20 protein-coding genes and 1 pseudogene are annotated in these 19,749 nt (G+C 64.1%); 7 read left to right on the top strand and 14 right to left on the bottom strand.

The features are described 5' to 3' along the window. Window positions 1-446: 446 nt before the first annotated feature. Complete coding sequence (locus ACESMN_RS10985; RefSeq protein ID WP_373053639.1) at window positions 447-734, bottom strand: DUF4389 domain-containing protein; 288 nt, start codon at window positions 732-734, stop codon at window positions 447-449. Window positions 735-895: 161 nt separating this feature from the next. Then, window positions 896-994, bottom strand: a pseudogene (locus tag ACESMN_RS10980) (daunorubicin/doxorubicin resistance ABC transporter ATP-binding protein DrrA); the annotation flags it as partial. 303 nt (window positions 995-1,297) lie between these two features. Here ACESMN_RS10980 and ACESMN_RS10975 point away from each other — a divergent pair. After that, entirely contained in the window at window positions 1,298-1,477 is a 180-nt protein-coding gene (locus ACESMN_RS10975) for a hypothetical protein (RefSeq protein WP_373053638.1), read from the top strand. A gap of 188 nt (window positions 1,478-1,665) precedes the next feature. Further along, the gene (locus ACESMN_RS10970; RefSeq protein ID WP_373053637.1) at window positions 1,666-1,911 is read left to right on the top strand and encodes a hypothetical protein; all 246 of its coding nucleotides are present in this window, start codon (window positions 1,666-1,668) and stop codon (window positions 1,909-1,911) included. On the opposite strand, the gene ACESMN_RS10965 is transcribed toward ACESMN_RS10970, so the two are convergent. Continuing rightward, entirely contained in the window at window positions 1,902-2,096 is a 195-nt protein-coding gene (locus tag ACESMN_RS10965) for a hypothetical protein (protein ID WP_373053636.1), read from the bottom strand. The genes ACESMN_RS10970 and ACESMN_RS10965 overlap by 10 nt on opposite strands. 182 nt (window positions 2,097-2,278) lie before the next feature. On the opposite strand from ACESMN_RS10965, the gene ACESMN_RS10960 reads away from it, so the two are divergent. Continuing rightward, entirely contained in the window at window positions 2,279-2,632 is a 354-nt protein-coding gene (locus tag ACESMN_RS10960; protein ID WP_373053635.1) for a hypothetical protein, read from the top strand. A 563-nt stretch (window positions 2,633-3,195) separates the two neighbouring features. Here the strand turns inward: ACESMN_RS10960 and ACESMN_RS10955 are convergent. From ACESMN_RS10955 to ACESMN_RS10940, 4 genes are all read right to left on the bottom strand, one after another. Continuing rightward, entirely contained in the window at window positions 3,196-4,485 is a 1,290-nt protein-coding gene (locus tag ACESMN_RS10955) for an arsenic transporter (RefSeq protein ID WP_373053641.1), read from the bottom strand. A 54-nt stretch (window positions 4,486-4,539) separates the two neighbouring features. Then, window positions 4,540-5,004 carry a CBS domain-containing protein gene (locus ACESMN_RS10950; RefSeq protein ID WP_373053640.1) on the bottom strand — a complete coding sequence of 155 codons (465 nt, stop codon included), beginning with the start codon at window positions 5,002-5,004 and terminating at the stop codon, window positions 4,540-4,542. 89 nt (window positions 5,005-5,093) lie between these two features. Continuing rightward, window positions 5,094-5,417 (bottom strand): ArsR/SmtB family transcription factor, encoded by a 324-nt coding sequence (locus ACESMN_RS10945; protein ID WP_373053634.1) that lies wholly within the window; start codon window positions 5,415-5,417, stop codon window positions 5,094-5,096. A 132-nt stretch (window positions 5,418-5,549) separates the two neighbouring features. Then, entirely contained in the window at window positions 5,550-6,857 is a 1,308-nt protein-coding gene (locus ACESMN_RS10940) for a hypothetical protein (protein ID WP_373053633.1), read from the bottom strand. Window positions 6,858-6,888: 31 nt separating this feature from the next. On the opposite strand from ACESMN_RS10940, the gene ACESMN_RS10935 reads away from it, so the two are divergent. Next, a complete protein-coding gene (locus ACESMN_RS10935) occupies window positions 6,889-7,149 on the top strand; it encodes a cation transporting ATPase C-terminal domain-containing protein (protein ID WP_373053632.1) in 261 nt (86 codons plus the stop codon). 968 nt (window positions 7,150-8,117) lie between these two features. Here the strand turns inward: ACESMN_RS10935 and ACESMN_RS10930 are convergent. Further along, window positions 8,118-9,212 (bottom strand): calcium:proton antiporter, encoded by a 1,095-nt coding sequence (locus ACESMN_RS10930; protein ID WP_373053631.1) that lies wholly within the window; start codon window positions 9,210-9,212, stop codon window positions 8,118-8,120. A gap of 172 nt (window positions 9,213-9,384) precedes the next feature. Between ACESMN_RS10930 and ACESMN_RS10925 the strand changes: the two genes are divergently transcribed. Both ACESMN_RS10925 and ACESMN_RS10920 read left to right on the top strand, forming a co-directional pair. Continuing rightward, window positions 9,385-10,446 (top strand): linear amide C-N hydrolase, encoded by a 1,062-nt coding sequence (locus ACESMN_RS10925; RefSeq protein WP_373053630.1) that lies wholly within the window; start codon window positions 9,385-9,387, stop codon window positions 10,444-10,446. 578 nt (window positions 10,447-11,024) lie between these two features. After that, the gene (locus ACESMN_RS10920) at window positions 11,025-12,077 is read left to right on the top strand and encodes a homocysteine S-methyltransferase family protein (RefSeq protein ID WP_373053629.1); all 1,053 of its coding nucleotides are present in this window, start codon (window positions 11,025-11,027) and stop codon (window positions 12,075-12,077) included. A 392-nt stretch (window positions 12,078-12,469) separates the two neighbouring features. On the opposite strand, the gene ACESMN_RS10915 is transcribed toward ACESMN_RS10920, so the two are convergent. The 6 genes from ACESMN_RS10915 to ACESMN_RS10890 form a co-directional block, all read right to left on the bottom strand. After that, on the bottom strand, window positions 12,470-13,363 hold the full coding sequence (locus tag ACESMN_RS10915) for a Brp/Blh family beta-carotene 15,15'-dioxygenase (protein ID WP_373053628.1): 894 nt from the start codon (window positions 13,361-13,363) through the stop codon (window positions 12,470-12,472). Window positions 13,364-13,404: 41 nt separating this feature from the next. Next, window positions 13,405-14,583 carry a lycopene cyclase family protein gene (locus ACESMN_RS10910; protein ID WP_373053627.1) on the bottom strand — a complete coding sequence of 393 codons (1,179 nt, stop codon included), beginning with the start codon at window positions 14,581-14,583 and terminating at the stop codon, window positions 13,405-13,407. Then, window positions 14,580-15,515 carry a phytoene/squalene synthase family protein gene (locus ACESMN_RS10905; RefSeq protein ID WP_373053626.1) on the bottom strand — a complete coding sequence of 312 codons (936 nt, stop codon included), beginning with the start codon at window positions 15,513-15,515 and terminating at the stop codon, window positions 14,580-14,582. Before ACESMN_RS10905 ends, ACESMN_RS10910 begins: the two co-directional genes overlap by 4 nt. Window positions 15,516-15,521: 6 nt before the next feature. Beyond that, a complete protein-coding gene (gene crtI, locus ACESMN_RS10900; protein ID WP_373053625.1) occupies window positions 15,522-17,063 on the bottom strand; it encodes a phytoene desaturase family protein in 1,542 nt (513 codons plus the stop codon). Continuing rightward, window positions 17,060-18,058: a polyprenyl synthetase family protein gene (locus ACESMN_RS10895; protein WP_373053624.1), complete on the bottom strand. Its 999-nt coding sequence runs from the start codon at window positions 18,056-18,058 to the stop codon at window positions 17,060-17,062. Before ACESMN_RS10895 ends, crtI begins: the two co-directional genes overlap by 4 nt. 233 nt (window positions 18,059-18,291) lie before the next feature. Further along, on the bottom strand, window positions 18,292-19,050 hold the full coding sequence (locus ACESMN_RS10890) for a bacteriorhodopsin-like (protein ID WP_373053623.1): 759 nt from the start codon (window positions 19,048-19,050) through the stop codon (window positions 18,292-18,294). A gap of 345 nt (window positions 19,051-19,395) precedes the next feature. Between ACESMN_RS10890 and ACESMN_RS10885 the strand changes: the two genes are divergently transcribed. Then, window positions 19,396-19,749: GTP-binding protein (locus ACESMN_RS10885; RefSeq protein ID WP_373053622.1), on the top strand; the 354-nt coding region annotated here is incomplete at its 3' end.

The following is a 19,749-nucleotide window of genomic DNA, read 5'->3' as shown; positions in this document are numbered from 1 at the left end:
TGATCCGTCTGGGACCCGATGTCCGGTACCGTCAGGATGCCGCTGCTGCAATGGCCTCAAATCATTAAGAATCTGAGAAAGCCATCCCACGGTGGCGATGCCGAACGCCAATCTGGCGACCATTGATGGTCAGACTCCTGCGCCTCCGGTGCGCCGGTGGTGCAGGGGCAGGCGCCAAAGCGCCAATCTCCTCCCGGCCAATGGATGCCGTGGTTGGATATCGCGCCCGTCACGCGAGTGGGCTCAGGTCGTTGTCCTTGTAGACCCCACCCAGATCTTGTCGGTGCCGTCAAAGTAGTGGCACCCAGGGGCCGACGTGAGGCAGAGGCGCCAGCCGCGGTTGCTCCCGGGCTAGCGAAATCGGTTCATTGCCATAACCGTGAAGTGTACGTCTCGAGCGAAACACGCAACCGGACTCCAGTCGAGGCAAAGCCGACCGGTTTCCCTCAATCGCCGTCCGATTGCATCCAGGGCGTCCACGGAAACGGACGCTCATCGGACTCGCCGGTGAGGAAGCGGGCCGTCACCGCCAGCCAATGTGCGATGCCTTGACCGAAGCGGGTGATACCCGCGTTCCGCTCGTTCGCGAACAGCATCCACAGGAACTGGAGGATCGCGCAGATCCCCAGCACCGTCTGGGCGAGATTCACCAGCAGCACCAGAACCAGCATGATCAGGCCATGCAGCCAAAGCTTCTCGGGGCGCGGCAGTACGTGGTGTCGGGTCGAATTCATCGGTTCTGCTCCTGGGCACGGTCGGCCGGGTTGTGGCCCGCACGTATGCGAACAGTAGTCCAGCGGCGAGGTGATGTTCCAGGGAGATCGCCCGCGACCAGCACCATCAACCAGATCCAGCCGTCAGCGCATCCCGCCCGAATAAGTATTGGCCATCCGGCGCCCAGCAGGCCCAGCACCTGGCCGGTCGGTCCGGCCAGGTTCACGCCGTCCAGTGCCCGGGTTCCGGCAAGGTCCCGCACCAGCCCTTCCACCTCGATTGCGCGGCTCCCCGCCGGGGTTAAGTACTGATACCGTGGTGAGGTCCAGGCAGCCCCGCCTGCACCGGGAATTCACTCACGATCCGAGCCTGGAACTTCCCCTCGCGGGACTAAACAATCGCGGGATCGACTATCCCCGCGTGAGCGCACAGAGCTAAGTTTCCACAGCCGTACCTTCTACGGCCGATCGGCGCGTTCCTCTGGTCCGGCAGCCGGACCGCACTGCTGCCAGCCTACCCTGGACTCGTGCTCGCGATCCTTGGAGGCCTTGCGCTCGCCTTCGAGAGTGGGCGGCGGCATCTGATGCACGTCGCCGTCGTCGTCGCTCTGCTCGGCGCGCTGGCTCCGGCGGCGACGCTCGGCATCCGGGCGGCGCAGATGAGCTCGCTTGCGCTCACGGTCAACATCGGCATGCTCGTGCTCTGCGGCGGGCTGCTCGCACTGATGGTGCGGTCGTTCGTCTCTGCGCGCCGCGCGGCCTGACGCTTGTCGGGCGGGGCGACCGCCTGGGCGGGATGTGATGGAGCGGCCGATCAGATGTTCCATTGGGCGAACGGACGTGCTGGTCTCACTCTACTTGGGCGTGTCGCTGGCCGGTCTCAAGCGCCCGCGAATCTGCCTACGTCTGATAGGCCAGCGGAGGGCGTAGGGTGCCACCACCCAGGATGCAGGTGAAACCGCTCACGCGCTATGCCCTGTTGCAGATTCTCAGCTGGGCCTTGGTTGTGCTGGTTGTGCTACTGCTGCTGCGCTGGGGCTGGATCAACGCGACTGCAGCCGGGGTCGTGATCGTGCTCTGGCTGGCTAAGGATGTTCTTCTCTATCCGCTCTATCTCCCGGCAGTGGCAGCGGAGTCGGCCGTCTCTCCGGGGGTGGGAGCCATGGTGGGCCGAACCGACTCTTCACGCTACTTTTGAGCTTGGCTCACCTGTACCAGCACGGGTTGTAAAACGCGCAGCAGGTCCACCGTATCCAGCGAGATGATGTAACCGTGTTTGCCGCCGTTGATGTACACGCGGGGTAGCTCGGCGGAGTAGGCCCCCGCCGCGTCGATGCCTGACGGACGCGAACTGGAACCCACCGCGACCAGACCCCGGCTCACCCATCGACTTCCTTGAGACCCTGTGATCGTGGCTCACGCGAAAAGTGGGGATCCAACGGGAGTGGGGTGATCCATTCGCCATCGTGAGAAACACAGCGCCGGCCGCTGTCGTCCCTGCCGTCATCTGTGCGCTTTTTGGACTGTTCCGGCCGGGAAGCAGTCTGTAGCCTCCAGGTGGTGCCATGAGCGTTCGCGTGTTGATCCCAGTCAGGACGATCCCGATCCGAACCGCTGCCGTCTGTGCCGCATGGTACTCGCGCCTGTTGCGCGCTGAAAAACCTGATCAGAGGAGGCTTGCCATGCGCACATTCTTGTTTCTGCTTTTGTTGGTAAGCTCGAGCACCGTCCTGGCGGTGGACTTGGGCCAGCTCAACGAAGCCGTCGACCAGGACAAGGCCATGGATTCGGTTGACAGTCAAAAGGCGGCTGAAGCAGCCATGGAGCGGGACGTGAAGAAGGGCTACGACTCGATCGACAAGCAGCAGGCCGTCGAATCGGTCGACAAGGAGAAGTTGCTGGACACGTTGACCAAGTAGGCCGGTCCGCGAGCCTCTGACCGGCGCCCGCTGAGCAGGCACCGGCCACCCTGATAAGCCGTCCATGACTGCTTGCCGTCCGAGAGAGGCGCTTGTGCGGATGAGGGGCATCGGCCGTCACGCTCCCGCTATCAGCGACAGTCGTCGTCATCGACCTTGACGATCCGGGTGCATTGCATTATCCGGCGGTGATCGCCGACTGGGCACTTGGGGTCGGCTACGTACGGGACGACATTAAGAGTTCTGGCCACCCGAGGGCTTACGCGGGGTCACCGATTGGCGCGCAGCACGATGATCAGCGGAGAGTCCCGCGATCGCCCTGTGACGTATCTCCGCTCACGCGGACATCATTGCACGGTTGATCGGCCCTGATGGTCTCGTGTTTCCCATCCTGGGGGTTTCAACGCATTGGGATCACAGATTAGCCGACCTGGTGGGGCGGCGAAGGAGACCGTAGTCGACCCCTGAGCCGCCACTGGTTCCCGATGGATGAGGGTCCCCAGTCGAGCCCAGAGCGGACGGTCCTCGCGCGCACCTCGTTGCGAAATGCGGTCAACCGAGAATCAGCGCAGGAACTGGAGCCAGCCCGACAGGCCCAGCAGAGTCACCAGCAGCACGGGTGGCGTGATCACGATGCCGATCAGAAAATACTGCTTCCAGGTGATCACGATGCCCTTGCGTGCCAGCACGTGCAGCCACAGTAGCGTGGCCAGGCTGCCGATCGGGGTGATCTTCGGACCCAGGTCGGAGCCGATCACGTTGGCGTAGATCATCGCCTCCTTCACCAGGCCGGTCACGTTCGCATCGTCGATGGACAGGGCGACCACCATCACCGCCGGCATGTTGTTCATCACCGAGGACAGGAAGGCCGCGATGAAGCCAGTTGCCAGCGCCGCCACAGTGACCCCGTAGTCACCCACCCAGTCCAGGACGCGCGCGATGTCCGCAGTCAGTCCGGCGTTGCGCAGGCCGTAGACCACCAGGTACATGCCGATCGAGAAGATCACGATCTGCCAGGGAGCGGTCCTGATCACGCGCCTGGTTGAAATCACGTGCCCGCGCGCGGCCACGACCAGCAGGACGGCCGCACCCATGCCGACGATCGCGGAGATGGGCACCCCCTGCGGCTCGATCACCAGGAAGCTGAACAGGAGCAGGCCGAGCACCCACCAACCGGCCCGGAATACCGCCGGATCCTTGATCACCTCGTGCGGCCGACGCAGCTGGGTATAGTCGTAGCGCAGCGGGATCTGCCTGCGGAAGAACAGCAGTAGCACCAGCAACGAGGCGGCCACCGACACCACGTTCACCACCACCATCACGGTCGCGTATTCGACGAAGCCGATGCCGAAGAAGTCCGCCGAAACGATGTTCACCAGGTTGGAGATCACCAGCGGCAGGCTCGCGGTGTCCGCGATGAACCCCGCTGCAACCACGAAGGCCACCGCCGCCACGGGGCTGAAGCCCAGTGCACGCACGATCTCCAGCACGATCGGCGTCAGCATCAGCGCCGCCCCGTCGTTCGCAAACATCGCCGCCACCGCCGCGCCGAGCAAGACGATGAAGGCGTAGAGCCGCAGCCCGTTGCCGCGCCCCCAGCGCGCCACGTGCAGCGCTGCCCACTCGAAGAACCCGGCCTCGTCCAGCAGCAGCGAGATGATGATGATGAACACGAAGGTCAGCGTCGCGTTCCAGACGATATCCACCACGATCGGCACGTCCGAGAAGCTCACCACGCCAGTGGCCAGCGCCACCGCGGCGCCGCCCATGGCCGACCAGCCGATGCCCAACCCCTTCGGCTGCCAGATCACGAGGGCGATGGTGATCACGAGGATGACCAGGGCAGTCAGCAGCATGACAAATCCTTGCAGGGACTGGACGAAGGAACCGGGATGATTCAGGCAGGATCAGTCATGCCGCTTGAACGGATTACAGCAATCCGGATGTCCACGCAGGCAGCGCAGCAGATCAAGCCGGGACACCATCCCAACCAGCCGCCCTTCTTCGAGCACGGGTAGGGACTTGACCCGGTGCTCGAGCAACAGGCGGGCGGCGACGGCCATGTCATCGGAGGGGGTTACATAGGCGGGATCACGGCTCATGACCTCTGCGGCGGTGGCCCCCTCGGCCGGGTTCGGGTCGTACCCATCGCGGCGGAACACTGATTTGTAAAAGGACTCCCGCCAGACCGGCTCACGGCTCGGCACATGCTCGTCTGCCACCCGGTGAATCAGGTCGCCGGTCGTGACCATCCCAAGCACCCGGCCCGATTTGTCCACGACCGGAACTCCGTTGAGGTCCTTTTCGATCAGCAGATCCACCAGTGCCGCGACGGGAGCCCCCGGACCAACGGACACGGGATTGGGCGTCATCAGATCACGAACCTGCATCGATACCGCCTCCCCTGTCATCCTTGCGGCTGTCGGCCAGTCGAGATTTGGGGTGAGGCTCCTGTACCTACTCAGGCAGAGGCTTTCGCCTCCCGATCCACAGCAAGCCCACACTGCTCCGGATGCCCTCCGCAGCAATCTTCAGTCAGAAAATCCAGTAGGCTGCCAATCGCCTCGGGGCGCACGGCGTAGCGGATGTAACGTCCGGCACGCATCGAATGCACCAGCCCGGCGCCCTCGAGCGCTGAGAGGTGAAAGGAAAGGGTCGATGGCGCGATCCCGACCTCGGCAGCGATTTCACCGGCCGGCCGCCCCCGTGCGCATGCCTTGACCAGCATGCGAAACACGGTGAGACGATGCTCATGCGCGAGTGCAGCGAGCATCCTGGCGGCCATGGGCGTGTCCATAAGGCCATGCTACTGGAAAAGCGAGCGCATCGCATCGGGTATCCGGATGTTTGCCGTGCCGCAAAGGCCCGCCCGCAGAGATCGCAGGCGGGCATGGTCGGGTCATCGTCGAGCGTCCCCTCAGGCAGCAGGGCGGCGCGCAATCAGGAACTGCTCGCCGAGCTTGATCAGCGCAGCTGCAACGGCAATGCCGAGAACGAGGATCAGCGCTTCGGGGATATTGGGCTGGTAGGTCTGGACCGCACCATACCAATGGGCCGTCTGTCCGAGCGAGACGAGCTGCCCCGTGATGATGAAGCTGTACTGCACCCAGAACACACCGAGAATGCCCACTAACGCCAGCAGACGTGGAGCGAGCGATAGCAGCATGGCGGCCACCAGGAACGGAACCAGCATGAAGATATTCGCCCAGCCCAGCATGCCCTCCACCGTGCTGTGGGCTTCATAGGCGACCCGAGTCAGGATCAGCGCCGCGAAGACCAGTGCTGCTTGCCGGAAGATCCGCCCTGCGGCCTCCGTCAAAGTGCTCTGCGGACGCAGCAACACAATCGCGGCGGCGCCACTGACCAACGCGGAAACGAGGGTGACCACCGAAAGGAAGGCCCCGTGGAAGTCCGGCCGGCCGATCACGGTCCCGAACACCGCGCCGATGGTGATGGCCGCAGCCGCCGCGATGACCAGGGTGCCCCAGGCGAGCGGCAGGTCGAATACGCCGTGGCGACCCCGCAGATCCATCACCAGCTTCACGAACAGCAGCACCAGTTCGATGGAGTAAAGGGTGCCCATCCACCAGATTGGCGAACTCGGGTTAGGCGAGAGCAGGATCCACACCATGTTCAGCAGCGAGCCGAGCTCCGTGGCCAGGGCGGTGAAGCCCCCAAGAAGGATTCCGATGGCCATGATCAGCAGGGGCCGCGTGTGCCGGGTGATGGCTTCGTCCTTCATGATCAGGCCGTAGGCCAGCACCAGCGAGATCCCGGTGCTCATCAGGGCCAGAAAGTAGCGCCCGCGCGTCGTCATGCAGCGCTCCGGCACGCTGTGCTCGCGCAGGTCGAGTAGCTTCTCGGCGAAGGTGTCCATCGCCTCTTCCCAGGTGATGCGCACGAATCCCGGATCCTCGCCCCGGCCCTTCCTGGGATTGGTCCGCTTCATCGGGTAGCGCACCCGGTCCGGATCGTACAGCTCGGTCAGCGCCATGCTCTGGCGCACGCAACCGGACTTCCCGGTGATCTTGGAGTGCTGGTTGCCGGGTACGTGGAAGACGCGACCGTCCTGCACGTAGGCCTCCTTCATGCACCAGGTGGTGCAGCCCTGACAGACCGTGGGCACCCGCTCGCCCGAACCCGGAATGGGAATCGGGTTCGCAGCGTGCACGACACCGGCATTCACCAGTGCCTGCATCAGGGGGTTGAGTTGGAACGCCGTCAAGGCGCCCAACGCACCCGTCCCGGCAAGGAAGGTGCGGCGACTGATCTTGGTATCGTGGAACCATATCGGTATCCGGGCCGTGGCGGTCGCGGTGCTGGTGGTCGTTTCTCTGCAGTTGATCTTCACCTGCGCACCGTTCATGCAGTTCTTCTTCGACAGTCGTCCGATGGCGCCGCGGGAGGCCGGGATCATCCCTGGTGTCGGCATCGTCGTCTTTGCGTTGCTGGAGCTCGAGAAGGCCGTGTTCAGTCGCTATGTCGCCTACCGCGACCGGTCACAGCCTGCGCACTGAGGGCTGGAGACACGAACTGTTCAGTGGGAGGACGAAATGCCCGGCCGGCTCAGCTATCCGCGCCTTCCGGATCCAGCCATTCCAGGAGGTAGTACAGGTACTGACCCTCGGAGGATTTCGAGGGGCCAAGCCCCCGTGCCGCGAACCGGTTGGCGCGACTCGCGCAGACCTGCACGCAGCCAGCCGGGGAAGGGCTGAACTGCACCGTGGGGCGACTGGCCCATGACGGGCGAACGTATCCGAGGACCGTGCCGCTCAAGGACGCGATCGGATTTCCGGGAACAGTACACCGATACCCATTCCTGCCAGGGATTGCAGCGTTACCGCGCACGATGCGGTTACCCGAGAATGAACACGACCCGCCTGGCCCGCGCATCCCGCCTGGCTGGCCCGCTTCCTGGAAGTCCTGGGGACGCGCGTCGAACCGTGACAGCATGGGTGTGCCATCGGCCTTCCGGGCCTTGTCGTCGGTCAGATCCTGCAGGCAAAGCGGGCCAAGCCGAAGTGCAGGAGCGGGTCCGGGATGCTCGACTGGATCAGACAGGTGGTCGCCCAAACACGAACGGCATCCAGTCTTGGGCCGGCAAATTCGATCAGTCACTCCGCCTTCGGCCCTGAGAAGCAGCCACGCGGTGCCCGTCAGGTAACGAAGCAGCATCGTGTTGCTGCCGACGAGGCTGTCTCATCCCGACCGTAGCGGGCAGTCGGTGGGGTTGGATGAGTGGCTGAAGTCGGACGTTAACCTGACACTGGAGACGGGCCTTCGACACCCGGGTGCACCCGAATAGGGGCGCCGAGCACACGGGAAAGGCGCCGGGAACGGCAGCGTCTCCGCGGAAGATACGTCCGGACATCTTGTTTGCGAACGTGGCGCGCGCAACCCGCGCGGCGTGCGGCGCAAATCTAGTGGTGCCCAACGATGATCAGTCTGCCAGCGACGGGTAGAACCGCCATCGCCGGCGAGCCGGTCAAGGGATTGCAGCAATCGTCAGAAAGGCGCCGAAAATAACCAGGTGGAGTCCACCCTGCAGGATCGTCGTACGTCCCATGGCCAGCGAGAGGGTTGCCACGAAGAGGGACAACAGCAGCAGCACAATGTGCTCTGCCTCCAGCCCCAGTGTCAGCGGTTGACCCAGTGCAATCGACAGTATGGCCACCAGGGGGATGGTCAGGCAGATACTGGCCAGTGCCGATCCGAGCGCCAGGTTGAGGGCGGTCTGAAGGCGGTTGGCGAGCGCGGCGCGCAGCGCGGCGGTTCCCTCTGGCAGGAGGACGGTCATGGCGATCACCACTCCGACGAGGGCGGCGGGCAGACCGGCTTGGGCAACCGCATGTTCGACTGTCGGCGCCAGGGTCTCGGCCAGCACCACCACGGCCACGAGTGCGATCGGCAGCAGGAGGAGCGCGGTGGCCATCTCTCTCCGGCCCGGCTTGCGATCCTCCAGTTCCTGCAGTCGTGGATCACTGAAATCGCCGCGATGGCGCACCATCTGCACATACAGGAACAGGCCGTAGAGAGCCAAGGACACGCAGGCCACGAACACCAATTGTGGCGTGGCGTAGACGGGGCCCGGCACGGCGACCGTGTAATTCGGCAGAACCAGGGCCAGCACGGCGACCGTGGCCAGTACGGCGAGGGCGCTTACTGCACCTCGCGCAATGAATTCCTGTTCGCGGAATCGAATGCCCCCGATCAGCAGGCACAATCCGACAATGCCGTTCAGCACGATCATGATGGCCGCGAAGACCGTGTCGCGAGCGATTTCACTGGTTCCTGCCGGCGCGTTGAGCAGTACCGAGACAATGAGTGCGGCCTCGATGATCGTCACGGCAAGAGCAAGAAGAATGGCGCCGTATGGGTCGCCCAGGCGCTTGGCAATGGTTTCCGCGTGATGCACGGCCGCCAGGACCGTGGCAAAGAGCAGGATAGCCAGAAGCGGCACGAGTAGCCCCGGTACAGCCCCGGACCAGAAGACCATGAAAGCCGCGGCACCGGCCAGGGACAGCACCGGCACCAGCGCAGACCAAAGCGGGGCGGGGAGGTGTTTCAGTACGCCGCTCACTGAGCCAGTGCCTCTTCGAACATCACACCGCTCCTCCGGATAGAATGGTGGCACCGGCATGATCGGGCCGTGTGACGGGTCTCCCCAACCGACCTGTAACGGCCATCCCGGGCCGATTGTCGCAGGGGGCAGCGCGACAGGCAACGGCCCCTAATGACCTAGAGGGAGATCCATGATTCAGATGAAACGCGCATTTGCGGCCCCGGTTCTTGCGGCAGCCCTGATCGCCGGGCCAGTGGCGGAGGCCTGCACCCGCGCCGTGTATCTTGGCCCGGAGGACCGGGTCCTCACCGGGCGGAGCATGGACTGGAAGCTGCCGATGACCAGCAACCTGTGGGTGTTTCCGCGCGGCATGGAACGCGACGGGGTGGCCGGGCCGCGCTCGGCCACATGGACCTCCACCTACGGCAGTCTGGTGGTCACCGGCTACGACATCGCGACCGCCGATGGCATGAACGAGGCGGGTCTGGTGGCCAACCTTCTCTGGGAGGTTGAGGCGAGCTACCCCGAGGATGACGGAGAGACACCACGGGTGTCGCTTTCGGTGTTTCCGCAGTATCTGCTCGACCGCTTCGCCACAGTGGCCGAGGCAGTGACAGACCTGCGGGAAAACCCCGTGGAGGTGGCGGGCGGCGAGGTGCCGGTGGGCCCGCCCGGACGCGCGGCGACAGTGCATGTGTCGCTGTCAGATGCGACCGGTGACAGCGCCGTGATCGAGTTCGTCGAGGGCGAGATGAAGATCTGGCACGACCGGTCGTATCAGATCATGACCAACGAGCCGACCTATGACCGCCAGCTTGCCGTTCTGGAGTATTGGCAGAACGTGAACCCGCGCGAGTTCCTGCCGGGTACGGTGCGCGCCTCGGACCGGTTTGTGCGGGCTCATTTCTACATCAATGCGGTGACGCAGAGTGCCGATCCGCGTATTGCGGCCGCCTCGGTATTCAGCGTGATCCGGCAGGCATCGGTCCCCTGGGGGATCAGCGTGGCGGACGCACCGAACCTGTCCACGACCCGGTGGCGCGTCGTTGCCGACCACCAGGACCGGCGCTATTACCTCGAATCCGTGATCTCGCCCAGCGTGTTCTGGGTCGATCTGGACAACCTCGACTTCTCGCAAGGCAGAGACGTGGTCAAGCTGGACCTCGGGGTGGATATGGAGCGGGTGTTATCGGGCGAAGTCTCGGCGGCGTTCGCACCGGCCGAGCCCTTCGCCTTCCAGCCTGCCGAATGAGCGGCGAAGAGAGACAACCATCATGGTCTGTCTCCTCCTTCGGGGTTGAGGAACATGAGCATGGTCCGATCCGCAGAGACCGTGTACGACCGTGAGCCGCCGCCGAGTTGTCCGGTGCCCAAGGCCGCAATTGAAGAGGTTGCCGCCACCGCGCGCAAAGCAGCAGCCTTTGGTCTGTTGCCGCCGAGGATGCAACCGATATCTGTAGCGTCACCCGGCCTGCGCAGGCCGGGTAGGGCGCGTCAAAGGGGTCCGAGAGCCCGGCTGAAAGCGGCCGATGTCGCGACGAACGGTCCGCCTTGCGCACTGCCGCGACGCCCATCCCCGTCGAGGCCAGCACGACCGCGGCGAGAATCCGGCTCACCGTGTACATCAGCTCGCGCCGGTCGCTCAGACTCATGAACTCGCCCCTGAAGTTGATCATGAAATGCAGCAGCAGGATCGCGGCCAGGCTGCTGCGCCGGTTGCGGTTGTAGAGCCAGGTCATGGCCATGGGCCGGGCAGGGATGGCGATGAGGAACAGGCCGAGATCGAACTAGACTTCTAGTCAAGCCCACCCGGGCACGGAGGAACGCATCATGGCGACCACCCCAGCGGCGAACGGACTGCGCGAGCGGCTCGAGCAAGACTTTGTGCTGTGTGCCCAGGGTTATCTCTTCGAGCTCGAACGGCGCGGCTATCTTCAGGCCGGGCCGTTCGTGCCGGAAGTGATCCTGGACCACCCGGACGTCGTGCGCCAGCTTCATCGCGATTTCGTGCATGCCGGGTCGGACGTGGTCCAGGCCCTGACCTACTACGCTCACCGCGAGAAGCTCCGCATCGTCGGCCGCGAGGGCCAGCTCGAGGCCATGAACCGCGCCGCGCTGGACATCGCCAAGCAGGTGGCGGCCGAGAGCGCCACCCTCTTTGCCGGCAACATCTCCAACACCAATGTCTACGAGCCCGGCGATGCGGCGACCCATCGGACGGTGCGCGCCATGTTCGAGGAGCAGGTGGCCTGGGCGGCGGACGCGGGCGTCGATTACGTCATCGGCGAGACCTTCTCCTGGCTTGGCGAGGCACAGCTCGCGCTCGAGGTGATCCAAGCCGCCGGGCTGCCCGCGGTCATCACGCTCGCGATCACCCGCAACGGGCTGTCCTGGGAGGAGAAGACGCCCGCGGACTGCTGCCGCGCACTGGAGCAGGCCGGCGCCGACGTCGTGGGTCTGAACTGCATGCGGGGACCGGCGACCATGCTGCCGCTCCTCGCGTCCATTCGTCAGGCGGTCGGTTGCCCGGTGGCCGCCGTGCCGGTGCCATATCGCACCGATGCGGCCCATCCGACCTTCCAGTCGCTGGAGGACCCGGGCTGCGACTGCATCCCTGAGAACCGGCCGTTTCCGGTCGCTCTCGATGCGCTCACCTGCAACCGCTACGAGATGGCGCGCTTTGCCCGTGCGGCCTATGACCTCGGCGTGACCTACCTCGGCGGCTGTTGCGGCACCGGTCCCCACCACGTCCGTGCCATGGCGGAGGCGCTTGGCCGGCATCCACCAGCCAGCCGGTACTCGCCGGACATGAGCCGCCATGCCTACTTCGGCACCCACGAGGCCATTCCGGCCGCCTACCGGCGCCGCGCCGAGCGCTGGTGATGCAACGCGCGACGCCTTCGGGCGCAGCCCGCCAATAGCTCGCCCCCAGGATTGGTACACAGCGGATGCCGCCACCGAAACCGGAGTCCATGGCCATTCTCCAGAAGAGCTTCGCCGAACTGGTTCCGACCCTGCCGGGCGCCCTGGCCGACAGCTTGGAGACCCCTGGGAGCGGACCATGCGGGTGGCGGCGCGGCCCGGGCAGCGTTCCTCGTGGAAGGGCGCGTCCCCGGAAACATCCGTCGAGTCGATCCGCCAACCAATACCGGCGCTGGCATTGCAGGACTTAGCGCTGCGCCGGCCGCCTTGGTGCCTCCTTTGATTGCCCGTTCACGGGTCCTTCAGATCTGCCCCGCTCGATGGGGACCGTTGGCGGAGTGCCATGCCTCGGGTTAGCGGCTGCCCGTGGCAGCCTGTGTCGGGGCCCACCAGCGCTCCACGACCATTACATGTGGCACCGTGAGGGCCGCAAGTCCCCAGAAAAGGACCCGCACTGCATCAGCGGTCATGTCCGGTAGGTTGCGGTCACTGCCCAGGAACCACCAGGCAATCAAGCCAAGGGCAATGGCAAGCAGCGTCGCGGGCGCCGCCTGACGGAGAAGAAATGGCCATCCCCGACGCGTTCCGGATGTTGCGAGGATTTCGAGGAAATGGCGGATGCTGTGCACAGCACAGAAATAGAAGGTGAAGGCGATGATCGGCGGGAGAAGAATCATCGCCCCTGCCAATGCCAGAAGCTCGACGAATCCGGCGGGGTTCCCGTGCGCTTCGCTCCGCCGCCACAGAATACCCAAGCCGACCGCCCAGCCCAGCATCAGTACAGGACCGACCAGGGCGACCGCCTCGGCGACCATGTGTGCATCGACATCGATCAGCCAGGCGAAGAGCTGCCCGGTCTGTACCGGGTGACCGAACATCGGACCGATAATCGGAATGCTTCCGGAGAGCCAAACCGCTGACGAACCACGCGGAAAGCCCTGAAAGGGGGCGTCGGAACGACCAAAGTGCCAGACCGACAGCAGCAGGAACAGCACGAGGGCAAGCACTGGCTGCAACATGACTATGCCGACAAAGGCGCCTGCCAGCGCGGCGTATGCGCCCAGCCACAGCAAGAGGGTCGACCAGCGGATGCGCGCCAGCCGATGCATGAGCCATGGGTCGACGCCGCCGTGAGCCAGCCCAAACAGGGCGATCGGCGCAAGCGCGATCCAGAACTGGGTCAGGATGTCCGGCGTCGCCAGCGTCAAACCCAGCACGGCAGCGATGATCGAGGTCACGATGACCATGCGCTGGTGTCGCGGAGCCTGGCTCGTAGTGTGGTTCATTGTCAGCCCTGCACGCCGCGCAGGCATCTGACGGCGAATCGAAGCATCGGCTGGGCGGGCAACGCCGCGATCACAGCGAGGCGATCAGCGAGAGTCGGCTCATCACTGAGGAAGCGGACCATTCGATCGGGTCTCGTGCGGTCGAAAAGGCTCAGAAACCAGGTCGGGGCTTGCGCTGGATCGTCACGCAGGGCGCGCAGGAAGACGCGGTCGAGTAGATCCAGGTCAGCCGGCCGCACTCGCGGCCTGCGCCACTGCCATGAACCGCGTTCACTCGCGCTGATGGCCTGCCGCGCCAGATCCTTCGCGCCCCGTTGGCAGGCGCTGAAGAGATAGCCGCTTGCCGGTCTCATCCAGCCGCCGGCGGTTCCGGCCATGACAATGCGCAGGTCGGCGGTTGCGGTTACCGGAATCGGCATCATTGGTAGCACGCCTTGCTCGTTCCGCAGGATGTTTGTCCGGGGTCCGAAGCGCTCCGCGATCAGCGCTCTCTGCTGCGGCAGGAGGTCGGCGAGGTGCGGCTGGCGGCGGAAGGCCGTCAGTTCCATCAGTGCCTGTCGCGGGCCCGTTGGCAGAACGTAGGTGAACTGGATTTCGTTGCTGCAATGACGGAAATCCATGAGCATGGCGGTAGATGGGTGGAAGTAGTCCTCGTCGAGGCTGATCTCCGAACCGTGAAAGACCTGCCACAATCCGCTCTTCGACGTGGCTTCGTCAATGGTCGGCGGTCGGGTGTCGATGACACTGCGGGCGCTGATCGCGCCCTGGTCGGTATGCACCACAAGGCTGTCTTGTATGGGTTCGATCGCGCCGGCGCGCTGTCCCAGGCTGAGTTCGAATTCGGGATGGCGTGCGACGCAGTCGGTTGCGAGACGATAGAAACGATCTGCGGGTAGCAGCGCATAGGGGCGTTCACCGGCGCTTGCCGTGACAGTCCTCCCCGCGTGCGCGACCTGCCAGCGTGGCCATCGATGGGTGATGCCGGCTGCAAACGGGTGCTCGGCCCCCTCCCAGAAACACCAGCTCCTGTCGTGACTAAAGCTTGATCGCGGGTCGACAAGGCAAACGGTGGGTAGGCGCTTCCCGGTCGTTGCGCTCAGTCGTTCGAGCCAGGCCACGAAGCTTAACCCTGTCAGTCCGGCCCCGATGACGACGACATCGAAGGCTGATTCTGCGGTCATCTCTCGCTGCCCCGGCGGCTGTTCGGGAGCATATTCCGTTTTTCCGGCGTGTTCGCGTTCGGCATGCGCCAGGAGGTCTGCAAGTACAGATAGAGGCCTTGCGCCGAAGCCAGTACTTTCCCGCCCGTGCCAACGCGGTAGCGTCCCCGCCAGAAGCGTTCCGGGCCGCGTGCGAGGATGCGTCTGCCGATTCGACGATAGAGGTGCGAGGCGACCGCAATCGCCAGACGCGATCGGGGTGGAAGATCGGCGAGACCTTTCCAGCCTTTCTCGTAGGACGCCTCGGCATGCTCCAGTAGCGTCTGCACGGCGCGCCAGGCCGACGCTCGTGCCTGCAAGTTGCCAGCAGCGATCGCGCCGGGCGTGACTTGCGGGTTCAGCCAGCTCCGGGGCAGGTAGACACGGTTCTGTTCGGCATCCTCAAGCACATCGCGCGCGATGTTCGTGAACTGCATGGCCACGCCCAATGCACGAGCCGCGGCGCGGGTTTCCAGGCTGTCCCGCGCATCCAGCATGCCGGCCATCATCAAACCCACGGTACCCGCCACGCCGTCAGCGTATGCATAGAGTTCGCTGTCATTGTCGATTCGCACCGGCCCGATATCGGTCAAAGCGGTGGCTGCGAGACGTTCGAGTGCCCACCATGCGTTGTCATCGGTGGTCAGCAGACGTTCCGCCTCGGCCACCACCGGGTGGGTCGAGTCGCGCCTGCCAACGGCTGTGACCAACTCACCCAGGCGTGTTCTGGCGATGCATTGCGCGTCTGCGGTGATGGGTAGGTCTGCCATGTCGTCAATGGTGCGGCAGATCGCATAGAGTCGCGCACATCGCACGCGCACGGCTGGCGCCAGCAACCGGCCCGCCCAATGGAAACTGCGGCCATGTCGGCGCAGTGTTGCAAGGGCGCGATCGTTTTCCGGAGTGGAGGTCATGGACCTCTAGCGAGCCTCGGGTAAGGCGCGGGGAACCGGTGATTCCAAGGATTCACGCTCAAGCAGTCGTTCAACCACGGCCGCTGAGGAGACCACGCCGGGAACGCCGGCCCCCGGGTGTGTTCCGGCGCCGACGAAATAGAGATTGCGATAGGCACGGGACTGATTGTGGAAGCGCAGGCCCGCAGACTGGGTCAGTATCGGCGCGATGGAAAAGCCGGCGCCGTCGGGGCTGCTCAGTTCGTCGGCAAAATAGCGAGGCGATACAGCATGCGTGGCGCGAAGCTGGCTGCGCAGGTCGGGCATCAGCCGGGTCTCGAGAACCTTGAGGATGCGCTCGGTCAGGCCCTCCGAGAGAGCGTCCCAGTCGTGTCCGCCACGCAGGTTGGGAACCGGAGTCAGTACATAGAAGGCGTCGCGCCCTTCTGGCGCCATTGCCGGATCGGTCGCGGTCGGGCGATGCAGGTAAAGGCTCAGATCGGTGGGAACGGTCAAGTGATCGAAGACATCTTTCAGGACCTCGCGAAACGTGTCCCCAAACAGAATCGTGTGATGCTCCAGTTCGGGATAGCGACGCGCCGTAGTGAAATACACCACGAACAGGCCCATCGATTGTTTCATCCGCCCGCGCAGGACATTCCGGATGCGCGCAAACCCGGTAGCCGGCAACCAGTGGCGGTAGACATGCAGTGGATCGACATTGCTCACCACCAGGTCGGCGGGGTGTGTGCGTCCCGCTTCGTCGACGACTCCGTCGATGCGTCCAGCGGATGTGGCCAGCCGGCTGACCGGTGCGTCCGTGCGGATCATCCCGCCGTGACGCCGGAACAGGTCGGCCAGTGCGGTGACCAGGGCGCCGGTGCCACCGCGCGGGAACCAGACACGCCCCTCTCTTTCCAGCACATGGATGAGCGAATAAAGCGACGATGTCCGGTACGGGTTGCCGCCAACGAGGAGAGATGGCACCGAGAACGTCCGCCGAAGGCGTTCATCCGTGAAGTGTCGGGATACAAAGTCGTAGACGCTTTGGTCGGCGCGAAGCCGTAGGAGATCGGGTAGCACGCGCAACATATCTGCGACTCGCGTGAAAGGCTGCGTTGCCAGGTCGCGAAAGCCGCGCTGGTAGCGCGCCTCGGCCGCCCGGTAAAAACTCGGGTAATGAACGCCTTCGCCGGGGGCGATGCACTCGATCTCGGCAACGGTATCGCTGATGGAGCCGCCATAGTCGAAGCGTGAGCCGTCAGGGAATTCCATGCGGTAGAAAGGCTCGACCGGCAGCAGTTCAACGCTGTCCTCGAGTTGTTCTCCGAGCCGCTCGAACAACTCGGCAAACAGGAAGGGCGCAGTGATGACCGTTGGCCCGGCATCAAAGCGCGTGCCATCGATCGTCAAGCAGCGCGCGCGACCCCCCAGGTCGGGGTGACGCTCGAACAGCTCTACCGTATAGCCACGCGCCAGAAGCCGGATTGCGATCGCAAGACCGCCGAACCCCGCGCCGATGACGATGGCATGCGGTGATTCGGTATCAACACGAAACGCGGTCATCATGGACGCCCGGGGCTGGATATGTAGGCCTCTGCATGACGGTCCGCTTTTACCATTAGGCCACGAATGAGAGCACGCAATTCCGTCTCCAGAGGCGCCGGTAGCTCGTGGGTCAGGGCCAACGCGCGGCCCAGCGCCGCGCGCGCATGCCGCAGACATCGGTGACGAATTTCCGAACTCGAGACCGATGGACGCGCCCCCGGACGATGTCGATACCAGGCGTGCAGGTGATGCGGTGGTCGCTGGCTTCCGTTCGCATTCCGAACTGGTGGCATGTCGTCCAGATCATCAAGAATCTGGTAGGCGAGGCCGATGGCGTCCGAAAGCACGCGAAGACTTCGTGCTGTTGGCGCCGCCAGGCGTACCGAGAGTGCTCCGGCCCGCAGAGGCAATTCGAACATGGGCGCCGTTTTGGCGCAGGTCGCGCGGACATACTCGGTGACAGAAAATGCCCTGCCTTCTCCGCGGGCAGCGAGTTCCAGACTCTGACCCCCGATCACACGGTTCGATTTCTCCGCCAGTTGCCTCACCAGCTCCTGGCTGGAGGCGGCATCGTCGATGGTCGTCGCAAGAAGGAAGGCGCTGGAGAGCAGTAAATCTCCTGTGCACAGCGCAGTGTCTCGTCCGAAAAGGTGCCAGACGGCAGGTCGTCCGCGCCGCATCTTGTCTGCATCACTGATATCGTCATGCACCAGAGATGCGTTATGTAACAATTCGCAGGCGGCTGCTGCCACAATACGGTGCCGGACAGGCGTTCCCCAACCGACGCCACTCGCGATGGCAAGCCGGGCCCGGGTCCGGCTGCCGCCGGTCGCCAGGTGGTAAGCGGCGGCTGTCCTTGCCGGCGTGCTGTCGCCATTCTCCACGACAGCCTTCATCGCACGCTCGACGTGTCTGATCTCGGCGTCGATCTGGGATTGATCAGGAGGGGCCCGATCAGGCTGCCAGGCGTTGAATTTATAGCCTGATTCCAGGGGCAAATCCATTGTTACGGCCACGTGGGATCCTCCTTCAACAGCCGCCTGGAGCAAGGCCTCCACCGCACTTCCGTGCGTGCAAAAAGGGCTCTGATCGCTGCCGTTACATGGTCTGTCGGGTCGGTTGTCGAAGTCGCCCGACAGATATGGGGGGCCGATTGCCAGGACGGGGTGGCAGCAACCGGCATTGGAGCCGTGCTGCCACCACCACTTGGGATCATGACCACATCGTCACGAAGCGTTCCTGCGCCTTGTCAGGCCTTGACCTGTTCGTGTTCGGACTTCCGCATGGCAATGACCAGGATCAGAATGCCGAAGACCGCCTTGGCCATGATGTCAGCAATGGTATAACCCACCTCAACGGCGGTGATGGCCGCGCCACCCGTCAGACCGACCAGCGGGAAGAGGAAAACGATCGGGTAGAAGAGCCAGGAGATCACGACGAGATAGGCCGCGCCGTTGATAAGCCCGCGCACGTTTTCCGGCTGCTTCCGGATCGAATCCTTCAGACCCACGACCAGCTGGTAAACGATGTAGATGAACGGGATCATCGACAGGATCCAGAAAGTGAAGCGGGTACCGCCCGTCTCTGCGATCTCGCCCGGATAACCGAGGGCAATCATCAGCGCTGCCGCGCCACCCAGCCAGATGCTCTTGGAAATGGTTTCGCCACGTGCAAGCTTCATCACGAGGATCAGTTCGATCAGCAGCAGGGGCACGGTGAGCAGCCAATCAACGTAACGGTAGGCCTGGTTGAATTGCGCGCCGGACGTTTCGATCGTGCCGTTACTGACCTCGAATGCACCCTGCCAGGACAGCATGATCTGAAGATAATGGTAGGCGGCAATAGCCGTGACGAGTCCCGTGATGGTGATCGCCATGCGATAAGCGGGGGCAACCTCGCTCCGCATGAACCAGAAGAAGAGCGACGCAGCGGCCATGACCGCGAGGCCGAATGAAAAGGCATTTTGGGTGAAGTTGTACTGCCCAACAGTAATGCTTGCGAGATCCATAGACGTTCTCCAGTGCTGCGTGACTGAGCGGAAATAACCGTATAGCAAAGATGTATAAGAAACGCATAGGTTCCGCATAGATTTTCCGGGTACTCTGCAGGAGACTGCCGGACCGCAGGTCGGCGCTACGCCCGAGAGGCGGCGGGCCCGTGGGGGTTCGTGGCCTGGCCGTGTGTCAAGGATTCGGCGTGAAGATGGTCAAGGCCGATCCGGCTCGGCTGATTCGGATCTGGCGGAATTCCGTCAAGAGCCGCCGACAGTGCCGGTTGGTGGCGCACCGTTTAAACCTGCGTCGCATCGCCACGACGGGTACAATGGAGGGCTTTTCCCGATCGAGTCCGCCCGATGTCCTTCAGCCAGGAAACCGCCCGCCGCCGCACCTTCGCGATCATCTCGCACCCGGACGCGGGCAAGACCACCATCACCGAGAAGCTGCTGCTTTTCGGCGGCGCGATCCAGCTCGCCGGCACGGTGAAGGGGCGCAAGAGCGCGCGCCACGCGACCTCGGACTGGATGGAGATGGAGAAGCAGCGCGGGATCTCGGTGACCTCCTCGGTGATGCAGTTTCCGTATCGCGGGAGGATCGTGAACCTGCTCGACACCCCGGGGCACGAGGACTTCTCCGAGGACACCTACCGCACGCTCACGGCCGTGGACTCCGCGCTGATGGTGATCGACGCGGCCAAGGGCGTGGAGGAG

This window comes from Thioalkalivibrio sp. (assembly GCF_041690275.1).
Taxonomy (GTDB): Bacteria; Pseudomonadota; Gammaproteobacteria; order Ectothiorhodospirales; family Ectothiorhodospiraceae; genus Thioalkalivibrio.
The sequence above is the reverse complement of the archived record's forward strand: the minus strand, read 5'-3'. Positions and strand labels throughout refer to the sequence as shown.

Bases quoted from the DNA above. Each gene is read 5' to 3' on its own strand.
- ACESMN_RS10985 (WP_373053639.1), bottom strand. From the start codon at position 734: ATGAATTCGACCCGACACCACGTACTGCCGCGCCCCGAGAAGCTTTGG.
- ACESMN_RS10975 (WP_373053638.1), top strand. From the start codon at position 1,298: ATGCACGTCGCCGTCGTCGTCGCTCTGCTCGGCGCGCTGGCTCCGGCG.
- ACESMN_RS10960 (WP_373053635.1), top strand. From the start codon at position 2,279: ATGAGCGTTCGCGTGTTGATCCCAGTCAGGACGATCCCGATCCGAACC.
- ACESMN_RS10950 (WP_373053640.1), bottom strand. From the start codon at position 5,004: ATGACGCCCAATCCCGTGTCCGTTGGTCCGGGGGCTCCCGTCGCGGCA.
- ACESMN_RS10945 (WP_373053634.1), bottom strand. From the start codon at position 5,417: ATGGCCGCCAGGATGCTCGCTGCACTCGCGCATGAGCATCGTCTCACC.
- ACESMN_RS10925 (WP_373053630.1), top strand. From the start codon at position 9,385: ATGATTCAGATGAAACGCGCATTTGCGGCCCCGGTTCTTGCGGCAGCC.
- ACESMN_RS10920 (WP_373053629.1), top strand. From the start codon at position 11,025: ATGGCGACCACCCCAGCGGCGAACGGACTGCGCGAGCGGCTCGAGCAA.
- ACESMN_RS10915 (WP_373053628.1), bottom strand. From the start codon at position 13,363: ATGGTCATCGTGACCTCGATCATCGCTGCCGTGCTGGGTTTGACGCTG.
- ACESMN_RS10910 (WP_373053627.1), bottom strand. From the start codon at position 14,583: ATGACCGCAGAATCAGCCTTCGATGTCGTCGTCATCGGGGCCGGACTG.
- ACESMN_RS10905 (WP_373053626.1), bottom strand. From the start codon at position 15,515: ATGACCTCCACTCCGGAAAACGATCGCGCCCTTGCAACACTGCGCCGA.
- crtI (WP_373053625.1), bottom strand. From the start codon at position 17,063: ATGATGACCGCGTTTCGTGTTGATACCGAATCACCGCATGCCATCGTC.
- ACESMN_RS10890 (WP_373053623.1), bottom strand. From the start codon at position 19,050: ATGGATCTCGCAAGCATTACTGTTGGGCAGTACAACTTCACCCAAAAT.